Origin of the sequence: Mesorhizobium sp. AA22 (assembly GCF_001672375.2) — a bacterium.
GTDB lineage: Bacteria > Pseudomonadota > Alphaproteobacteria > Rhizobiales > Rhizobiaceae > Mesorhizobium > Mesorhizobium wenxiniae.
Genome location: NZ_CP048406.1, coordinates 5,240,338 through 5,259,171, shown reverse-complemented (window position 1 = coordinate 5,259,171; position 18,834 = coordinate 5,240,338). Strand labels below are relative to the sequence as shown.

General features: G+C 58.7%; 17 protein-coding genes. 13 read left to right on the top strand and 4 right to left on the bottom strand.

The features are described from left to right. Positions 1-90: 90 nt before the first annotated feature. The 11 genes from A9K68_RS25140 (at position 91) to cysQ (ending at position 12,363) form a co-directional block, all read left to right on the top strand. Positions 91-564, top strand: coding sequence for a hypothetical protein (locus A9K68_RS25140; RefSeq protein ID WP_065006273.1), 474 nt, complete (start codon positions 91-93; stop codon positions 562-564). A gap of 118 nt (positions 565-682) precedes the next feature. Next, positions 683-1,432 carry a hypothetical protein gene (locus A9K68_RS25135; RefSeq protein WP_246811231.1) on the top strand — a complete coding sequence of 250 codons (750 nt, stop codon included), beginning with the start codon at positions 683-685 and terminating at the stop codon, positions 1,430-1,432. A 99-nt stretch (positions 1,433-1,531) separates the two neighbouring features. Further along, complete coding sequence (locus A9K68_RS25130) at positions 1,532-1,693, top strand: hypothetical protein (protein ID WP_156768181.1); 162 nt, start codon at positions 1,532-1,534, stop codon at positions 1,691-1,693. 126 nt (positions 1,694-1,819) lie between these two features. Continuing rightward, a complete protein-coding gene (locus tag A9K68_RS25125; RefSeq protein ID WP_065006275.1) occupies positions 1,820-2,629 on the top strand; it encodes a CpsB/CapC family capsule biosynthesis tyrosine phosphatase in 810 nt (269 codons plus the stop codon). Positions 2,630-2,676: 47 nt separating this feature from the next. Further along, positions 2,677-3,417 carry a polysaccharide biosynthesis/export family protein gene (locus A9K68_RS25120; protein WP_246811230.1) on the top strand — a complete coding sequence of 247 codons (741 nt, stop codon included), beginning with the start codon at positions 2,677-2,679 and terminating at the stop codon, positions 3,415-3,417. A gap of 51 nt (positions 3,418-3,468) precedes the next feature. Then, a complete protein-coding gene (locus tag A9K68_RS25115; RefSeq protein ID WP_065006276.1) occupies positions 3,469-5,847 on the top strand; it encodes a polysaccharide biosynthesis tyrosine autokinase in 2,379 nt (792 codons plus the stop codon). Then, a complete protein-coding gene (locus tag A9K68_RS25110) occupies positions 5,735-6,994 on the top strand; it encodes a hypothetical protein (protein WP_065006277.1) in 1,260 nt (419 codons plus the stop codon). Before A9K68_RS25115 ends, A9K68_RS25110 begins: the two co-directional genes overlap by 113 nt. Then, a complete protein-coding gene (locus tag A9K68_RS25105; protein ID WP_065006278.1) occupies positions 6,991-8,310 on the top strand; it encodes an O-antigen ligase family protein in 1,320 nt (439 codons plus the stop codon). Before A9K68_RS25110 ends, A9K68_RS25105 begins: the two co-directional genes overlap by 4 nt. Before the next feature lie 402 nt (positions 8,311-8,712). Continuing rightward, positions 8,713-9,618 (top strand): sulfate adenylyltransferase subunit CysD, encoded by a 906-nt coding sequence (cysD, locus tag A9K68_RS25100; protein WP_065006279.1) that lies wholly within the window; start codon positions 8,713-8,715, stop codon positions 9,616-9,618. 2 nt (positions 9,619-9,620) lie between these two features. Continuing rightward, positions 9,621-11,558 carry a sulfate adenylyltransferase subunit CysN gene (cysN, locus tag A9K68_RS25095; RefSeq protein ID WP_065006280.1) on the top strand — a complete coding sequence of 646 codons (1,938 nt, stop codon included), beginning with the start codon at positions 9,621-9,623 and terminating at the stop codon, positions 11,556-11,558. A 10-nt stretch (positions 11,559-11,568) separates the two neighbouring features. Beyond that, positions 11,569-12,363, top strand: coding sequence for a 3'(2'),5'-bisphosphate nucleotidase CysQ (gene cysQ, locus A9K68_RS25090; RefSeq protein WP_065006319.1), 795 nt, complete (start codon positions 11,569-11,571; stop codon positions 12,361-12,363). A 7-nt stretch (positions 12,364-12,370) separates the two neighbouring features. Here cysQ and A9K68_RS25085 read toward each other — a convergent pair whose 3' ends face one another. From A9K68_RS25085 to A9K68_RS25070, 4 genes are all read right to left on the bottom strand, one after another. Continuing rightward, entirely contained in the window at positions 12,371-13,513 is a 1,143-nt protein-coding gene (locus A9K68_RS25085) for a DegT/DnrJ/EryC1/StrS aminotransferase family protein (RefSeq protein ID WP_065006281.1), read from the bottom strand. Positions 13,514-13,768: 255 nt separating this feature from the next. Then, positions 13,769-14,692 (bottom strand): carbohydrate kinase, encoded by a 924-nt coding sequence (locus A9K68_RS25080; protein WP_065006282.1) that lies wholly within the window; start codon positions 14,690-14,692, stop codon positions 13,769-13,771. Then, positions 14,689-15,135, bottom strand: a complete 447-nt coding sequence (locus A9K68_RS25075) for an RbsD/FucU domain-containing protein (RefSeq protein WP_029355783.1) — start codon at positions 15,133-15,135, stop codon at positions 14,689-14,691. Before A9K68_RS25075 ends, A9K68_RS25080 begins: the two co-directional genes overlap by 4 nt. A gap of 2 nt (positions 15,136-15,137) precedes the next feature. Continuing rightward, positions 15,138-16,364: an ROK family transcriptional regulator gene (locus A9K68_RS25070; RefSeq protein ID WP_065006283.1), complete on the bottom strand. Its 1,227-nt coding sequence runs from the start codon at positions 16,362-16,364 to the stop codon at positions 15,138-15,140. Between the two features lie 271 nt (positions 16,365-16,635). Between A9K68_RS25070 and A9K68_RS25065 the strand changes: the two genes are divergently transcribed. Both A9K68_RS25065 and A9K68_RS25060 read left to right on the top strand, forming a co-directional pair. Then, positions 16,636-17,613 carry a sugar ABC transporter substrate-binding protein gene (locus tag A9K68_RS25065; RefSeq protein WP_240992868.1) on the top strand — a complete coding sequence of 326 codons (978 nt, stop codon included), beginning with the start codon at positions 16,636-16,638 and terminating at the stop codon, positions 17,611-17,613. Positions 17,614-17,769: 156 nt separating this feature from the next. Further along, complete coding sequence (locus A9K68_RS25060; protein ID WP_065006284.1) at positions 17,770-18,834, top strand: ABC transporter permease; 1,065 nt, start codon at positions 17,770-17,772, stop codon at positions 18,832-18,834.

Below are 18,834 nucleotides of genomic sequence, written 5' to 3'. Positions count from 1 at the left end.
CGCTATCGATGCGACCAAACAAACGGTGTGGTTGCGCGGGCGTTTCCGTTGGCGATAGAGATGCGTACTTGGCCATGGCGGAGTAGGATATTGTCGCTCGAGAAAATAGGCTTGCTTGCATTTGTTGCCTTGGCGTTTGCGGTTGGCTTCTTTGTCATTATCGTGGAAAAAGGGACGCCTGTTCGTCCGCAACCCCCAAAGCGACAAGCGGCACTTGAGCCGTTTGAGGGCAAGCTTTCCGTCCAGGCAGTCGATGATCTTCGCGTCGCCGGCCGCAAGATTGTGTTGTGCGGCGTGGCGTTTACCAAGCCAGGATCCATGCGTGCCATGGTAACGGAGGCAGCGCGCCGGGATTACCAAGGGCTCGCTCTGACCTGCAAGCCGGTCGGCACGGGAACACCTTGCGACGGCAATGTCGCCTCAAAGTTTGGTGATGCCATCGTTGTGCAGTGCCTCACGTCCGATGGCATGGATTTAGCGGCGAAACTTGCCGAGAATGGCATCTTGTGCGGACAGCCCGCGCAGGCCGGTTCGACCTACAAATCTTGCCTATCAGGTTCGTAGCTCACGGCTCGCCAACTGCCTGTCATAAAACGAAACACAGAATGTGCGATAACGCCCCACGTTAAACAGAGTTGGCCACAATCCCTGTACCAAGCATCGGCGCGATGGCGGCCATCAAATGCCGCTAAACTTGTCTTTCCTACAATTTCCAGCGGGGGCGGCGCGAAAATGGAAGATTCAAATCTGCCAGGTGAGTGTGTCCAATGAAACACAGCGGAAACCAAAAAGTCATTTCGCAAATGCGAAACAGGTTGGAATCAAAGCAGAAAGCTGTTACGCGCTTACTCAATACCTTAGTGCTTGGGCGGGGCCGAGGTACGGCGGGAAAAAAGGATCGAAACGAATGAACCTTACTGTAAAAATTGCGTTGGCCGGATTTGTCGCCTCGATCGGCTTCGGCCCGGTTTCGTCTTTCGCTCAGGACACGCCATGCACCTGTACGACACCCTATCAGGCAGCGGCGAATTCGATTGGTTCCATCGGGCACGCCAATGGCGACGTAATGGTTTCGCAAGCCGCCGGCTATGGCCCGGCCAAGGCGGGAAATGCTCTGGATTTCGGCAGCCGCGTAGTGGTCGGTGCCAGGGGGTCGGCTTCCGTCAATGTCGGTGGCTGCAACCTGGATGTGCCTGCGAACTCAAGCCTCGACATTTCCCGTATCGAGAACAATATCTGCCTGAAAGTTGTCGGCTCCGAACAGACGGCTGCCGCCGTTAGCTCCGAGCATACGGGTCAGATTCCCCCGGGTGGCAACCAGTCCAACCGGTCCAACACCCCGCTCTATATTTTTGGGGGCATGGCTGGTGCGGCCGGTATTCTTGCCGCAACGCAGGATGATGGCGACGGCAACGGCGGCGTTAGCCCTTAGGCTCAGTAGATACATAGCAGAGGCGGGTGACTGCTCTGCTATTTTGTATTGCCGGCGCCTCTGTGCCGTAGCCTTGGCGCGTCGGTTGGAGTCGGGATATTGACGGAATTCGTCAACCATACCGCTCTATTGCTTGAGTTGAAGCTGAATGCGCTTCGTGCTGGGCGAGTTCGTCTCGCGCCGCTGGGTGGTGCTGTGACAGGTGGCGCGGCAGTGCTGGTTATCAGCTTGCAGAATGACGACAGCGCTGTCGGCGAATAGCTTGGATCTGGCATCTACCGCATTGCATGAGCTTGATAGATGCGTCATTCGCTATCGTGCGGATGGCGCATTTGCCTATTATCGGGGAGAAGTCGTCACGTTGCTTCAGTGCGGCCACAAACGCCAATGATCGACCTGCATTCCCACATCTTGCCCGGTCTTGATGACGGCTCGCCCAGTCTTGCTGAATCGCTGGAAATGGCGCGGCTGGCGGTGGCAGATGGAACGACGCATATGGCGTGTACGCCGCATATCGTGCCGGGCATGTACGAAAACGGATCGGCAAATATTGCCCGAGCAGTTCAAGGGTTGGAGCAGGCGCTACGCCGCGCGGCAATCCCGCTTGCTCTTTACGTTGGGGCCGACGTGCATATAGCGCCGGATCTTCCGGAGCAATTGGCGCTAGGTAGCGTGCCGACCTTGAACAGATCTCGTTATTTTCTCTTCGAACCGCCGCATCACGTTTTACCCCCAAGACTGGAGGAGCTTGCTCTGCGCCTCATAAACGCCGGGTTCATTCCGATTCTTACCCATCCTGAGCGGCTGACCTGGATCAAGGCAAATTACGACGTTGTCGAGAGGTTGAATGCAATCGGCTGCCTTGTTCAGCTTACCGCAGACTCGATTGTTGGTGCTTTTGGCCGCACGGCACTTTACTATTCGGAAAAGCTGATTGACGAGGGCAGGGTAGATATTATCGCATCGGACACCCATGGCGCCACCCGTCGGCCGCCTGGGCTTTCGCAGGCAGTCGCCGCGGCCGCGAAGCGATGTGGGGAAGATGAGGCCCGCAATATGGTGTTGAAACGCCCAGGCGAAATATTGGCGAACCGGCCTCTCGAGCCGGTCGGGAAGGCACGCTCGAAGAAGCCAGGCTCCGGCAACGTCGGTCGCTTTGCGGGATTGGGTCGCTTGTTGAAGGGTGGGACAGCGTGATGGGCGTTTTTCATTTCGCAAAAAGCTATACGGGCACGATATGTGTCTTGCTTGCTTCGCTCTCGATCTCTGCCTGCACCAGCACCTCGTCGACGACATCGTCTTCGCCGACTTCGGTCGATGCGCTGCAACTGGCATCATCGTCGGCGCCGCTCTCGGGCGGCGGTGCCCTGCAGGTCGTAAAGGAACTGCCTGCGCCGCAGAACACCCAGAACGGCAATGAGCAGCCTTTGTCGCCGAACGATGTGCTCGAGGTGAATGTGTTCCAGGTCGACAATCTGAACAGAATCGTTCAAGTCGATGCCGGCGGGCAGATTTCGCTTCCACTTATCGGGACCGTCACCGCGGCAGGGAAGACCGTCCGCCAGCTGGAGCAGGAAATCGAAACGGCCTACGGCGCCAACTATCTGCAGTCGCCCGATGTATCGGTCTACGTCAAGGAATCTATCGGACAGCGCGTTACCGTCGACGGCGAAGTCACCAAGGCCGGTATCTTTCCGGTGTCGAGCAATTCTTCTCTCATCGATGCGATCGCCCTTGCTGGCGGGTTCAATGCCGTTGGCGATGCGAAAAAAGTCTTTGTCTATCGCAATGTCGGCCAAAACACTTTGGTCGCAAATTACAATGTGGAGCAGATTCGCGCCGGCAAGAGCCGCAATCCACGCATCTATGGTGGCGACAAGATTGTCGTCTTCGCCTCGAAATCGAAAATTGCGCTGAACAATCTCAAGGACGCCCTCGGCGTCGCCTCGAGTGCAGCCCGAATTGCGGTGATCCCGGGAATTTAACCATCACCGGTCAGAATTCAGGATACAGGCAAGCTAGGATTACTTCGCACCATGCTCGATCGCAACAGACAGCATCAAATTGCAGGCCCAGGGCATGGCCAGGCCTTGTCTCCCGACCTGTATTATGACGGTGCGCAAAACTATAGCCCGTACGGCCGCGATTACGCGGAGCACGACGAGGGCTTCAATCCCCTCAAGCTGTTTTTTTACGTTGTCCAGTATCGGTGGCTGATCGTCATGATGGCGGCTGCCGGGCTTGTCGCCGGCGTCATCGTTACCATGATGCAGACGCCAAAATATCGGGCTACAGCGCAATTGGAAGTGCTGGTTCCTTCGGCCAAGGTCTTCCAGGACATCGAAGTGGTTTCTGAAAACAGCGACCTACGGGCCTTTCAAACGGCCCGGGAAAAGCTGAGAAGCCGCGCATTGGCCCAGCGCGTGGTTTTCCAACTGGGTCTCAGTGAAAAGCCGGATTTCCTGTTTCCGACGCCGAGCTTTTCGCCTAGCAACATCTTCTATCGTGCATTCGGAATTTCCAAATCGCCCTCCATTGAAGAGAAAACCCCGGAGGAGCGTGAGAAGATTGCGATCAGTCGCGTTCTAAATGACCTCACTGTAAGTTTGGTCACCAACACGAGCCTCTTGTCGATCACATTTGCCGACCAGAAACCGAAGTATGCAAGTGATATAGCCAACCAGGTCGCGCAAAGTTTTATCGATCAACGCCTCGATCAGACCAGCGAAACCTCGGACCTGGCGCGGCAATTCATCCAGGAACAGGTTTTGCAGGTAAAGCAAAAGCTTCAGAAATCCGAAGAGGAACTCGTCGCTTATGCTAAGGATGCGGGCATCACGATAACCGGCGACGACAAGTCGCTGATTGGGTCCAACATCGAGGCCTTGAACACGGCGCTCGCGACAGCAATCCAGGAACGTCTCGATGCCGGACGAATGGTGGACCAGATAGACAAAGGTCGCGGGGCGAGCCTTGGTCCCGTCCTGGAAAGCGAAGGCCTGCAGAAGATCACCGATAAACTGGCGGATTTGACCAGCCAGTACCAGCAGAAATTAGGCATATTGAAGCCTGGCTTCCCAGAGATGCAGCAGCTTCAGGCGCAGATCAAGGAGCTGCAACGGCTTTATAACAATGGCGTTTTGACTATAACCGATTCGTTGCGGCAGAAATACCAGGAGGCTCAGAACAAGGAGGCCGACCTTAGGTCCAAACTCGCCGAGATGGAAAAGCAACAAGTTATCTTCAACGATAAAAACATCAAATACACGATCCTGAAGCGCGAGGTTGATTCGAATAGATCGCAGTATGATAATCTTATCGCCAAGCTGAACGAAGTTGGCGTCAGCTCCGAGCTCAAGTCTCAAAACGCCGCAATCGTTGATTTCGCGACGCAGCCTGGTAGCCCTTATTCTCCGCGCCTGAGCATCAATCTTGCGATGGCGCTTGGCCTCTTCATGGCTCTGAGCGCGTCAATTATTTACGTGATCGAGCTGTTGAACAACACCTTCACCAACCCTGAGCAGATCGAGAAGGAGTTGGGATTGGCGATGCTCGGCATCTTGCCGCTAGTCGATGATCGGGAACTCATAGCCAGTATTACCGACCAGAAATCAGGATTGTCGGAAGCCTACCGTTCGCTTCGAACCTCGTTGCAGTTCTCCGGCGCCGAAGGTGCGCCGCGATCGCTGCTGGTCACGAGTTCGGAGCCGTCGGAAGGCAAGTCGACCACCTCGTTCAAGCTCGGGCAGGACTTTGCAGCGCTCGGTGCAAGGGTTCTGATTGTCGACGGCGATCTGCGAAAGCCAAATCTTCACCGGCTGTTTGGTCTCGACAACACGATCGGACTTAGCAATCTCCTGACGAACACCGTCCGCAAGGAGGATCTGGCGAGCATTTTCAGGGCGACGAAATATCCTAACGTGACCGTCCTGACCTCCGGAACGATCCCGCCCAACCCTGCTGACCTGCTCTCTTCGCCGAAGATGGCACTAATCGTTACCAATCTCGGCAAGCGCTTTGATCTTGTCATCATCGATGCCCCGCCGGTCGTCGGCCTTTCAGATGCACCCATCCTCAGCCGGCTTGCGGAGGGCACATTGATGGTCATTTCAACCAATCAGGTCACACGCAAGTCGGCGAAGACGGCGTTGAAGCGTCTGCGAGCTGCCGGCGCGAACGTGGTGGGAGCCGCGATGTCGAAGTTTGCGGTGAACAAGTTCGATTACAATTACGCCTATAAGTATATGAATTACCAGTATTACGATTACGGCACGAGTACCCCGAAACTTGAGGGCAAAGTCGATGATGGAGCAGACCAGCCCGCTTTCGCGAAATCTCCGGCGTTCAGGCGTTTGGTTCGTCGCATCCGCTCTAGTGTTGGCGGCTTCGTCGATCGGGCTAAGTCGGTTTCTTGAAACTGAAACCCCGGCCGTTTCCCTCGCGCTGGATCCGTTGAACGTCAATGCCTTGATAGGCGGAATAACCGGCGACCTGAACGATACAAGCAAGACTCCCGATTTCGATGCATTGCTCGCCAAGGCCGAAGGCGCGCTTCGCTTTGACGTGGCAGATGCGCGTCTCTACAGCCTTATTGGCGAGATCAAATACCGACAGGGCAAAAAAGAAGAAGCCTATGACTTCTTCGATCAAGCTCGAAAGTTATCCAAGACCGAAATCCACGCGCTCCAGAGGTCCATTGGCCACTCGATCGAGACCGGCGATCTGTCGAAGGCTGTCGGCGAGATCGATATATTGCTGCGGCGATGGCCAGATCGATTTCCGGCTATCGCCGAGGGCCTGCCGACAATCCTGTCAAGCCCCGACGGTTACCAGGCCGTTCTGGCAGCCATCAAGGCGGAGGCACCTTGGAGAGCAAGTCTGTTCGTCGCGCTGGGCAAAACCCCCGACGGGCTCGATTTCGCAAATCGGCTGCTGCTCGATTTGACTGGGTCAAGTGCGCCACCAAACTCGAGCGAATTGTCCTATGTGATCCACGGCTATATTCGTCAGAAAGAATACGAACAAGCGTATCGATTGTTTCTTTTCAGCCTGTCTGATCAGGAACGGAAGTTGGGCGGATATATTTTCAACAGCACATTTGAACCTGTGTCCAGCGGCAAACCTTTTGATTGGCAGGTCGGCGAGCAGTCAGGTTTGGAAGTTACCTTTGTAACATCTCAGGATGCGGTCGCAGGTGAGGGTGGTGCGACGATTCGCTTCCTGAACACGCCCGTCAAGAACGCTTCTCTTCAGCAGTATATTCAACTGCCTCCAGGCTCCTACAAGATTTCTCTGGCTGCGTCCGCAAGAAACCTGAAGCTTCCTAAGGAGTTGTTCTGGTCGATCAGGTGTGTGGGGGCAGCCAGCGAAATAGCGCGGTTCAATATTCCCGAGGGTACATACAATCGTCAGGCACTGAGTCAGGATTTTTCGGTTGGACCGGCTGGGTGCCCCATGCAATTGTTACGGCTGGAGACAGCCGCCATTGCTGAGAGCTGGCGATTTCGCTACGTCGGTACGTTGGTAATGCACAAATTGAGCATCGAGAGACTTTCATCTTGAGCGACCGGCCATCGGAATGGGATAAATATCTCCTTGGATCGGTTCTGTTTATATCGCTGCTGATCGGCGGTGGCACTGCAAGCGGCCTTTACACGGACACGCTGATTGAGGTCGCGGCAATCATCTCGGCGGCGGCGGTCTTTTCACAGACCTCTGGCCAAAGAATCCCGTATACAATTCTGTGGCTGCTTATCTTCGCTGTGGCGCTGGTGATTTTGCAAATCGTTCCGCTGCCTGCGGCCATACTCAACGGGTTGCGGCCGGAGCCGTTGCTCGGAGATTCATGGCTGGCGGGACAGAGCGGATTTCGCTTCGTCAGCGTCGGAGTCGGACGGACGATCGAATGTCTGTTATATCTGGTGGCGTCAGCCGCGTTTTTCTTGAGCGTATTGCGCTTGCGCACCGAGCAGGTTCAAGGGCTTCTGCCTTTCTTTTTTATGGGCGTTATCTGCAATGGGTTAGCGGGAGCGATTCAATATTCGCTCTCTGACGACATCGCCGTAGAGGGATTGTTGCCTTTCACGATCAATGCCGGGCTTTTTGCCAACGAGAATCATTTTGCGGCATTACTTTTTGTTTCTATCCCCTTTGTCGCTTATTATGGTCTGTTCCGAGGACATCTTTTGTCCGGATCGCTCGGGCTGGCCATACTTTTGCTGCTCCTTTTGGCCGCCGGTTCGCGGGCCGGCGTCCTGATCGGATTAGCGATCACCGTACTATCCATAGTCTTTCTTTCAGCGCGTTCCAGGGTGAGTCGGCTCAGCATCCTTGCCGTTTTCATAGGACTTTCGGCGTATACGATAGGCGCATGGACTAAGATCGAGGCCGACGCGATTGATCCGGCTTTCGGGCGAGGAGAGTTTGCTCGCACCACTATTGAGGGGATCAAAGAGAATTGGGCAACAGGTGTTGGGTTTGGGAATTTTCAGAAGGCCTATCAGATATACGAAAAGGAAGGAATGATTTATAGCAAGTATGTAAACCACGCCCACAACGAATACCTTGAAATAGCCTTCGAGGGAGGGCTTACTGCAATTCTACTGATGGTCTTTTACTTAATATTACTTTTTGGGGCGCTTACTAAAGTTCGCCGCGATCCCCTTCAAAAGGCGGCGTTTCTCTCCGTGTCGTTTCTTCTCATCCATTCACTCGTCGATTATCCATTGCGGACCGAAGCGCTTGCAATGACGTTTGCCTATATGAACGCTATTATCTTCCACAAAGGATTTGCGGACCGTTTGGCCCAGAAGAACGAATTGATCGAGATCGACCATAACGGTGACAAGTTGTTTGTTCCCATCGGAACTTCGGCGTAGCGCCTCTTGGCGACGGCTCTGCTCTTTCCATCAGGGTAGCGTCCTGACCCACCATATGTCTCGGAAACCAGGAAGATCATCAGGACTGCGTCCAGAAGAGGATTGCGATTGTCCCAGCGCCGCACAGGCTGATCTCGGTCCCTCTGGAATATTTTTCTTGGGCCACCAAGCCCATCAGCCCGTTGAGCAGGAATTTCCGGGTTCTCGCCCCAGCGTGGAAAATTCATTCCCGAACCACTCCAGGGCAAGCCTGTCCCGCATTGTTATAAACCATGGCGATCTGCTAGAACGCCTGCACGAGAATGAGATCGTCCAGAAGTGAAGCTTGAACCGGGCCGCTGAAAATTGCGCCTGATGCATCGATGCAAGGTCTGGATTGGCACGAGAGAACGCTTACAGTCCATGAATATCGCGCTTACGCACCTTCAGCGGCTCGAGGCTGAATCCATCCATATCTTTCGTGAGGTAGCGGCGGCCTTCGCCAAGCCGGTCATGCTCTATTCCGTCGGCAAGGATTCCTCGGTGCTGATGCATCTTGCGATGAAGGCGTTTTATCCGGCCAAGCCGCCCTTTCCCTTTCTCCACGTCGACACGACCTGGAAATTCCGCGAGATGATCGCCTTTCGCGATCAGATGGCGCAAAAGCTCGGTTTCGATCTCCTTGTCCACGTTAACGAGGATGGTGTGCGCGACAACATCAATCCCTTCGACCATGGCTCGAATACGCACACCCATGTGATGAAGACCGTGGCGCTGCGGCAGGCGCTCGACAAATACGGCTTCGATGCAGCCTTCGGCGGGGCGCGTCGCGACGAGGAGAAATCGCGCGCCAAGGAGCGGATTTTCTCCTTCCGCAACGCCCAGCACGTCTGGGACCCAAAGAACCAGCGGCCGGAGATGTGGAAGATATTCAACACCCGCATCGCGACCGGTGAATCGATCCGGGTGTTTCCGTTGTCGAACTGGACCGAACTCGATATCTGGCAGTATATTCTCCAGGAAGACATCCCGATCGTGCCGCTATATTTCGCCAAGGAGCGGCCGGTCGTCGAACGCGACGGCATGCTCATTCTGAGGGATGACGACCGTATGGAACTGCGTCCCGGCGAGACGGTTGAGAACCGGCTGGTGCGGTTCCGCACGCTCGGCTGCTATCCGCTGACCGGCGCGATCGAATCCGACGCCGATACGCTGGAAGCCATTGTCGGCGAAATGCTGACGGCGCGCACCTCCGAACGACAGGGCCGCCTGATCGACCGTGATGAAGCCGGTTCGATGGAAAAGAAGAAGCGCGAGGGGTACTTCTGAGCATGCGCCACATCATGGCCAAGAGTCTCGCCTCCACCGACGGCATTCGTGACTATCTTGCGGTGCAGGAACGAAAGTCGCTGCTGCGCTTCCTGACCTGCGGTTCGGTGGACGACGGCAAGTCGACGCTGATCGGGCGCCTGCTTTCGGACACCAAGCAGATTTTCGAGGACCAGCTTGCCGCGCTTGAGCGTGATTCGCGCAAGCACGGGACGACGGGCGACGACGTCGATTTCGCGCTGCTGGTAGATGGCCTCGAGGCCGAACGCGAGCAGGGCATCACCATCGATGTCGCCTATCGCTTTTTCGCCACGCCAAAACGCAAATTCATCGTTGCCGACACGCCCGGCCACGAACAATACACGCGCAACATGGCAACGGGCGCGTCGACCGCTGATCTGGCCATCGTGCTGATCGACGCTCGCCAGGGTGTGCTGCGTCAGACAAGGCGCCACTCGATCATCGCTTCGCTGCTCGGCATCCGGCACATCGTGCTCGCCGTCAACAAGATCGATCTCGTCGGGTTCGACAAGGCCGTGTTCGAACGCATCATCGAAGACTACCGGCAATTTTCGCATCAGCTCGGCTTCGAGACGATCGTGCCCATCCCGATGTCTGCCCGTTATGGCGACAACGTCTCCAGCCGCTCGGACAAGACAGAATGGTATTCCGGCCCGACGCTGATCGAACATCTGGAAACCGTGTCGGTCGATAAAGCCGTTGTCGAACTGCCGTTCCGTTTTCCAGTGCAGTATGTGAACCGCCCCAATCTCGATTTTCGCGGTTTTGCCGGCACGATTGCGTCCGGTTCCGTCTCAACAGGCGACGAGGTCGTTGTCGCCAAATCCGGCAAGTCCGCTCATGTAAGGCGCATCGTCTCGCATGGCGGCGACCTGAGCCAAGCGGTCGCCGGCCAGGCTATCACTCTTGTTCTCGACGACGAGGTCGAGGTCTCGCGCGGCAATATGCTGGTGTCGCCGGCGGCGCGACCGCAGGTCGCCGACCAGTTCGCCGCCAACATCGTCTGGTTCGATGAGCATGCGCTGCTGCCGGGCCGCTCCTACATCCTGCGGACCGAGACCGATCAGACCAGTGCCACCCTCACCGACCTGAAGTACCGCGTCAACGTCAACGACTTTGCCCATGAGGCGGCCAAGTCGCTCGAAATGAACGAAGTCGGAATTTGCAACATCTCGACGCGGGCGCCGATCGCCTTCGATACTTTCGCCGAGAACCGCACGACCGGCGCCTTTATCCTGATCGACCGCATCACCAACGCCACGGTCGGGGCCGGCATGATCCTGCATTCGCTGCGCCGGGCCGAAAACATCCACTGGCAATCGCTCGATGTCGGCAAGCACGGCCGTGCCGATCTGAAGAACCAGCGGCCCGCCGTGTTCTGGTTCACCGGGCTCTCGGGCTCGGGCAAGTCGACCATCGCCAATCTTTTCGAGAAGAAGCTGTTCGCCACCGGCCGCCATACCTACATCCTGGATGGCGATAATGTCCGCCACGGCCTCAATCGCGATCTTGGCTTTACCGACGCCGACCGCGTCGAAAACATTCGCCGCGTTGCGGAAGTGGCGCGTCTGATGGCCGATGCCGGGCTGATCGTCATTGTTTCCTTCATTTCGCCATTCAGCGCCGAGCGGCGCATGGCCAGGGAATTGATGGCCAACGGTGAGTTCGTCGAGGTGTTTGTCGACACACCCTTTGAGGAATGCGCCAGACGCGATCCGAAGGGCCTCTATGCGCGGGCGCTGAATGGCGAAATCAAGAATTTCACCGGCGTCGATTCACCGTATGAAGCCCCGGAAAACCCCGAAATCCATCTCAAGACACTCGGCAAGTCTGCCGAGGAGATGGTAGAGGCCCTGGAACTCTGGCTGAACGAGCGTGACATTGCCGAAAACCAATATGATAGCGGCGGCGGCATCTGACGACGAAGCGATGCTCGGCGTTTTCGAGCGCATCGCCTTGGCGGCGGGGCGAGAGGTGATGCGCGTCTTCGATGCCGGCTGCGCGGTCGACCAGAAATCAGACAGCTCGCCGGTGACCGAGGCCGATCGTGAGAGCGAAAAGATCATTCTCGCTGGGCTGCGCGCGGCTTTCCCCGATATCCCTTGTGTGGCTGAGGAAGAGGCATCGACCGGCATCGTGCCGCCCGACCTCGACGACGCCTTCTTTCTGGTGGATCCGCTCGACGGCACCAAGGAATTCGTCAACCGCAGGACCGACTTCACCGTCAACATCGCGCTCGTTCGCCACGGCGTGCCGGATATCGGTGTGGTCTTTGCGCCATGCACGGGACGCTTCTTTTCCGGCCGGCCGGGCAGGGCGGAAGCAATCGAAGTCAATGGCGACTACCAGATCATCGGCCGTCGGCCGATTTCGGCCAGAACGGGTGTGGCGCCACTGACCGTCGTCGCCAGCCGGTCCCACAATACGCCGGAGACCGAAGCCTATATTCGCACCGTGGGTGCTGCCGAGATCGTGTCGGTCGGCTCGTCGCTGAAATTCTGTCTTGTGGCCGGTGCCGAGGCCGACGTCTATCCGCGCTTCGGCCGCACCATGGAATGGGACACCGCGGCCGGCGATGCGGTGCTGCGCGCGGCAGGCGGTATAACGCGCACACTCGATGGTCAGCCGCTGGCCTACGGCAAGCGCAACCAGAGCGATGACGAGGACTTCGCCAATCCGCATTTCATCGCCAGCGGCAAGCCTGCGGAGCCCAGACCCGTCTAACGACCGTCTACGCGGCCGCGATTTGCGCCGAATTCGAGCCGATATAGTTGCGGATCGTCTCGATGATCCGGTCCTGGTCGGCCTCGCCCAGATAGGGGTGCATGGGCAGGCAGAGGATGCGTCTCGGCAGCTCCTCCGAAACGGTTAGACCCGTCGGCGTGCGCGGATAGTCGCGATAGGCGATCTGGGTGTGCAAGGGCTTCACGTAATAGATGACCGACGGGATGCCCTTGTCCCCGAGATGCGCCTTCAGCTCGTCGCGCTTCGGCGTCTCAATGGCATATTGCGCCCAGGCCGAACGGCCACCTTCCAGGTTGCGCGCCGTCTTGACGATGTCGCCGAGGCCTTTGGCATACCGATTGGCGACCGCTTGCCTGGCAACCATCTCGTCTTCGAGAATGGCCAGCTTCTCGATCAGGATCGCCGCCTGCAGCGTATCGAGCCGCGAATTGATTCCGACGCGGACATTGTCATATTGGGTTTCGCCCTTGCCGTGGAAGGCGAACGAGCGAAGTTGCTCCGCCAGCGCATCGTCATTGGTGAACATCGCGCCGCCGTCGCCATAGCAGCCGAGCGGTTTTGCCGGGTAGAAGCTGGTCGAGCCGACCGCGCCGAACGAACCGCACATTTTGCCGTCGATCGAGCCGCCGATCGCCTGCGCGGCATCTTCGATCACCATCAGCCCTTCGCGGTTGGCGATCGCCATGATCGCCTCGTAGTCAGCAGCGAGCCCGAACAGGTCGACGGGAATGATCGCCCTTGGCTTCAGCCGGCCTTCCGCCTTGATCATGGCGATGGCCGCCTCGAGACTGGCGATGTCGATGTTGTAGGTCTGGGGATCGACATCGACGAAAACCGGCACAGCCTTGGCCAGCGCCACCACTTCCGCCGTGGCGGCGAAGGTGAAGCTCGGCACGAACACCGCGTCACCTGGGCCGATGCCGGCCGCAAACAGCGGCAGCAGCAGTGCGTCAGTGCCGTTGGCGCAGGCCACCACATGCTTGGTGCCGATATAGGCGCCAAGCTTGTTTTCGAATTCGGTGACTTGGGGGCCGAGAATATAGCGCCCCTCGTCGACGACGCGGTCGATCGCTACTTTCAGCCTGTCGCGGATTCGTTCGCGCTGCGCGCCTAGATCGATGAACTGCATGTCGGCCTCAAACGGTACTAGCCAGATAACGGGCCGCTGGTATCAGACTTGGCGCGGCCGAGAAAGCCGCTTGGGCAAAACCGCGAATTGCTCAAGAGTCGCAGCCTGTTACCCGCGATTGCCGGTGTGTCTTTGTAAGACGCCGGAAATCCGGGCTTCGTCGGGCAGGTCCAACCCTTTGCATCGCATCCTATCCGGTGAGGCGAAACATAAAGTGATCGATCGGCGCAATACCTTCCGAAGGATCTGATCCGGTCAGGCGATTTCATACCGCCAGGGCGGATTGGCACCGGCCCGCGACACGGTTACCGCCGCAGCCTTGGCGCCAAGCGCCAGCGCCTTGTGGATGGCGTCTTCCGCCAGATTGGCGATCGCCTCCTTCGACAGCAGGCCTTGCTCGTGCAGCGAGGCCAGGATGCCGGCGTTGAACGTGTCGCCGGCGCCGACAGTATCGACCACCTCGACCTTGTCAGGCACGACCGTGACCTTGCGATCCCTGGTGTAGCCGACGGCGCCTTCGCTGCCATGGGTTACGACAATCAGCGTCGGGCCGCGATCCAGCCAGTTGCGGACGACGTCCTCGTGCGAGCCGGCTTCGCCGAACCAGTTGAGGTCCTCGTCCGACAGCTTCACGATGTCGGCCATCGCCATCATCGAGCGGATGCGCCTGAGATGCTTGGCCTTGTCCGGTATGAAATTCGGCCGAATGTTGGGGTCGAGCATCATGGCGCGGTGGCTGTGCTCGCGCCGCATGAATTCCTCGTAGGCTGATCCGGCCGGCTCCGAGATCAGGCTGATGGCGCCGAACAGCATGGCTTCGATCTCGCTGCCGAGTTTCGGCAGATCGTCGATGGTCAGCATGCGTCCGGCTGTGTTTTCATCGTAGAACGTGTAGGTCGCCTGGCCGTTGTCCAGCCGCACGAAAGCAAGCGTGGTCGGCCGGGGCGATGTGTGCGCATAGGTGGAACTGACCTTGCTTGCCCCGAGCGCGTCCCTGAACTGGCCGCCGAACAGATCCGACGACAGGCCGGAAAAGAAACCGGCGGGTGCTCCCAGCCGGCCGAGCGCAATAGCGGTATTGAACACCGCGCCGCCGACATAGGGGGCAAAGGCCGGCTCGCCCTCCGTCGTGGTGCGTGGCAGCATGTCGATCAGGGCTTCGCCGCAACAGAGGATCATGGTTTCCTGGTCTCCGGCGGATAGATTACACCCTTGCGGATGATGATGTTGGCGTAGAGCCGCGGCTCGCTTGTCGCGACGATCGCGTGCGCGGACCTAACCCGTTGATAGAAGTCGGCGCCGGCAAGCGCAACCACCTTGCGGCCCGGAGCACGCTTGGCGCAGATCGCCTCCATCTCGTGATGAACGGGATCGGCGAGCAGGGGATTACCTTTGACCGACGCGCGAAACAGCGCCTCCGGCACTGCGTCATCGACAGGCAACACGCTGAGGACGGCGTCGAGCATCGGAACAAGATGATGACCGTCGGCGCGGATGAGCCGGTGTGCCTGCTCTTTCGCCGGGTAGTTTCCGTCTACAAGGGCGATCTCGTCGCCATGACCCATGGCACGCAGCGTCGCCAGAAGCTCCGGACCGAGCAGCACCGGGATTCCGATCAGCACGCTCAGGCACTCCTGGAAATCATAGTCGAGCCGATAAGGAAGCGCTCGGAAAGCGGCAGACTGGCGCCGCCCAGGGCACGTGCATGAATGCCGACAGTCCCCTCGCGAATGGCCGGAAGCTTCAGGCCTTCACCATCGATCTTGCCGATAGCTTCAACAACGGCATCGACGAGCCGGCGCCGCACGGCCTTCGGCATCCATCCGTCGATCACCGCTGCCTCGAAATCGATAACCGATGACGCCGCCACAATGGCATAGGCGAGCGCCTCCGAAGCGCAGGCGATCCAGTCGTCGAGCTCGACGCCGATCTCGCCCCAATCCTCCGGTGACGTCCACAGGTGCGAGGCCTCGATACCGCGTGCGTTAAGCGCCTTTTCCAGCATGGCAATCGACGCCACGTCGATCAATTGGGCCGGCTTGCCGTCCGGTCCGGGCACCGGCATCGAACCCAGCGCGCCGGCATTGCCGGTCGGCCCGCCGAAAAGGTGACCGTTCAGCACGATGCCGCCGCCGGCGAAGGCACCAATATAGAAATAGACGAAGTCGCGCGCCGCACCCGCCCGGCCGAACACCAGTTCGGCGCCGCAAGCCGAGGTGGCATCATTCTGCAGGTAGACCGGGAATTCGCACTGCGCCTGGATGTCGGCGCGGATGTCTCGGTGGCGCCATTCGTCCATGACGTCGCGCGGCGCACCTGCCGTATCGGCCCAGTTCCACAATTCGAACGGCATGGCGATGCCAAGTCCGGCAATGCGCTTGTCCTGCGCCGGGGTGAGTTCGCCGCGCATCGTCTTCATGCCGGAGGTGACGAATTCGACCGTCTCGCGCGGTGCCGGATAGCGGTAGGAGTGCTGCAGCATCGAGCGCACGTTGCCGAGAAAATCGATCAGCACGAGTTCGGCGCTGCGACGGCCGATCTTCAAGCCGATGAAATAGGCACCATCGGGATTGAGCGCCATCGGAATGGAAGGTTGGCCGATCTTGCCGCGCAACGGCGCCTGACGGACAAGGAGGTTGTCCTCCTCGAGCTCACGCATGATGACCGAAACCGTCTGGGCGGAAAGTCCGGTCATGCGCGCAATGTCGGACTTGGCCAGGCTGCCGTGCTGACGCACCAGCGACAGCACCAGCCGCTCATTGTGGTCCCGCATGCCGCTCTGGTTGGTGCCGCGGTGAATGCGGCTTTCGGCTGCCTCGGGCGAACCGTGCCTTGTAGTGCCGGTCTCCACCCCTGTTCCTCCCGTCGTTTCCCACAACGCTTTTGGGCCAGAATGGGTGAACGACGCAGCGCTGTCAATAATAAATAAGAGTGATTTAATTATTGACAGAGGCCTCGGTCTGGTATTCTGTTGGGGCAGGCGTCCACGCTGGGAGAAGTCGCTGGATGCTTTGTGCAGGTGCCGGTTGGCCGGCATCCGAAATGGTTCCACTGGGAGGAAAATCGTGACCAAGACAGCACTATTGAAGTCCACCGTGTTCGCCGCGGCCGGACTGGGTCTGATGGCGTTCACCTCGGCTGCGTCCGCCGCCGATGTCGGCGCCTGCCTGATCACCAAGACCGATACCAACCCGTTCTTCGTCAAGATGAAGGAAGGTGCGACCGCGAAAGCCAAAGAACTCGGCGTCGATCTCAAGGCTTACGCCGGCAAGATCGACGGCGACAGCGAGAGCCAGGTGGCGGCGATCGAAAGCTGTATCGCCGACGGCGCCAAGGGCATCCTGATCACCGCGTCGGACACCAAGGGCATTGTCCCGGCGGTGAAGAAGGCGCGTGACGCTGGTCTGCTCGTGATCGCGCTCGACACGCCGCTTGATCCGCTCGACGCTGCCGACGCGACCTTTGCAACGGACAATCTGGAGGCCGGCAAGCTGATCGGCGCCTGGGCGGCCGCGACGCTCGGCGACAAGGCGAAGGATGCCAAGATCGGCTTCCTCGACCTTACGCCGTCGCAGCCGACGGTCGACGTCTTGCGCGATCAAGGCTTCATGATGGGCTACGGCATCGACGTGAAAGACCCCAACAAGATCGGCGATGAGGACGATCCGCGTATCGTCGGCCACGATGTCACCAACGGCAACGAAGAAGGCGGCCGCAAGGCGATGGAGAACCTTCTCCAGAAGGACCCCGGCATCAACGTCATCCACACCATCAACGAGCCGGCAGCCGTCGGCGCCTACCAGGCGCTCAAGGCCGTGGGCCTCGAAGGCAATGTGCTGATCGTGTCGGTTGATGGCGGCTGCCCCGGCGTGAAGTCGGTCGCCGAGGGCGTGATCGGTGCGACCTCACAGCAATATCCGCTGCAGATGGCGGCACTCGGCATCGAAGCGATTGCCGCTTTCGCCAAGGACGGGACGAAGCCCAAGCCGACCGAAGGCAAGGATTTCTTCGACACCGGCGTCAACCTCGTGACCGACAAGCCCGCTGAGGGCGTGAAATCCATCGACACCAAGGAAGGCCTCGCCAAGTGCTGGGGCTGATGCCGGTCTGACAGGCAACAGGACCGATCGGCCGGGGACTTGATCCCCGGCCGCTTCGGGTGGACGATGCGCTATCGCAAGCGCGAATAATTCCGGCGGCAGATCGGAAACGATGGACGGGCGTCGGCGCGTGGCTGAAGCCGCATGGGAGGAAACATGGCTCAGGTTCAGGAATTCGAAAAGGCTCTCTCGAACAGCGAGACAAGCGTCGCTGCTTTTGACGAGCACGGCACGTCGATTGTCAAGCGCATCCAGCACTTCCTGCATTCCACTCCGGCTGCGGTTCCGCTGATCGTGCTGGTTCTGTCGATCGCTGTCTTCGGCGCCACGATCGGAGGACGGTTCTTTTCGTCCTACACGCTGACGCTGATCCTGCAGCAGATCGCCATCGTTGGTATTCTAGGAGCCGCGCAGACGCTGGTCATCCTTACAGCCGGCATCGACCTGTCAATCGGCGTGATCATGGTGATTTCGGCCGTGATCATGGGCAATTGCGCGGTCACCTATGGTCTGCCGACCTTGCTTGCCGTGGTGATCGGGCTTGGCGCCGGCGCGGCCTGCGGGCTGCTCAACGGGCTGCTGGTCGCGTACATGAAGCTGCCGCCCTTCATCGTCACGCTCGGCACCTGGAACATCGTCATGGCCACCAACTTCATCTATTCGGCCAATGAGACGATCCGCGATGCCGACGTCGATGTCCAGGCGCCGCTGCTGCATTTGTTTGGCCTGAACTTCAAGATCGGCACGGCGGTGCTGACGTTCGGTGTCATTGCCATGGTCGTGCTGGTGTTGATCCTCTGGTACGTGCTCAATCACACGGCATGGGGCCGCCATGTCTACGCCGTCGGCGACGACCCGGAGGCGGCCAAGCTGTCGGGCATCCAGACCAAGAAGGTGCTGATATCGGTCTACACGCTTGCCGGGCTGATCGCCGCTTTCGCCGCCTGGGTCTCCATCGGTCGCAACGGTTCGATCTCGCCGTCTGCCGCCGTCACCGACTATAATTTGCAGGCGATCACCGCCACGGTGATCGGCGGTATTTCCCTCTTCGGCGGACGCGGCTCGATTCTAGGCACATTGTTCGGTGCGATGATCGTCGGCGTCGTCTCGATGGGCCTCAACATGCTGGGCGCCGATCCGCAATGGAAAGTGCTGCTCACCGGTGTGCTGATCATCGGCGCCGTGGCGATCGACCAGTGGATCAGAAAGGTTTCGGTGTAA

Excerpts from the sequence above, each read along its gene's own strand:
- A9K68_RS25135 (WP_246811231.1), top strand. The coding sequence starts at position 683 with ATGCCGCTAAACTTGTCTTTCCTACAATTTCCAGCGGGGGCGGCGCGA.
- A9K68_RS25125 (WP_065006275.1), top strand. The coding sequence starts at position 1,820 with ATGATCGACCTGCATTCCCACATCTTGCCCGGTCTTGATGACGGCTCG.
- A9K68_RS25115 (WP_065006276.1), top strand. The coding sequence starts at position 3,469 with ATGCTCGATCGCAACAGACAGCATCAAATTGCAGGCCCAGGGCATGGC.
- A9K68_RS25110 (WP_065006277.1), top strand. The coding sequence starts at position 5,735 with ATGATGGAGCAGACCAGCCCGCTTTCGCGAAATCTCCGGCGTTCAGGC.
- cysD (WP_065006279.1), top strand. The coding sequence starts at position 8,713 with ATGAATATCGCGCTTACGCACCTTCAGCGGCTCGAGGCTGAATCCATC.
- cysN (WP_065006280.1), top strand. The coding sequence starts at position 9,621 with ATGCGCCACATCATGGCCAAGAGTCTCGCCTCCACCGACGGCATTCGT.
- cysQ (WP_065006319.1), top strand. The coding sequence starts at position 11,569 with ATGCTCGGCGTTTTCGAGCGCATCGCCTTGGCGGCGGGGCGAGAGGTG.
- A9K68_RS25085 (WP_065006281.1), bottom strand. The coding sequence starts at position 13,513 with ATGCAGTTCATCGATCTAGGCGCGCAGCGCGAACGAATCCGCGACAGG.
- A9K68_RS25080 (WP_065006282.1), bottom strand. The coding sequence starts at position 14,692 with ATGATCCTCTGTTGCGGCGAAGCCCTGATCGACATGCTGCCACGCACC.
- A9K68_RS25065 (WP_240992868.1), top strand. The coding sequence starts at position 16,636 with ATGGCGTTCACCTCGGCTGCGTCCGCCGCCGATGTCGGCGCCTGCCTG.
- A9K68_RS25060 (WP_065006284.1), top strand. The coding sequence starts at position 17,770 with ATGGCTCAGGTTCAGGAATTCGAAAAGGCTCTCTCGAACAGCGAGACA.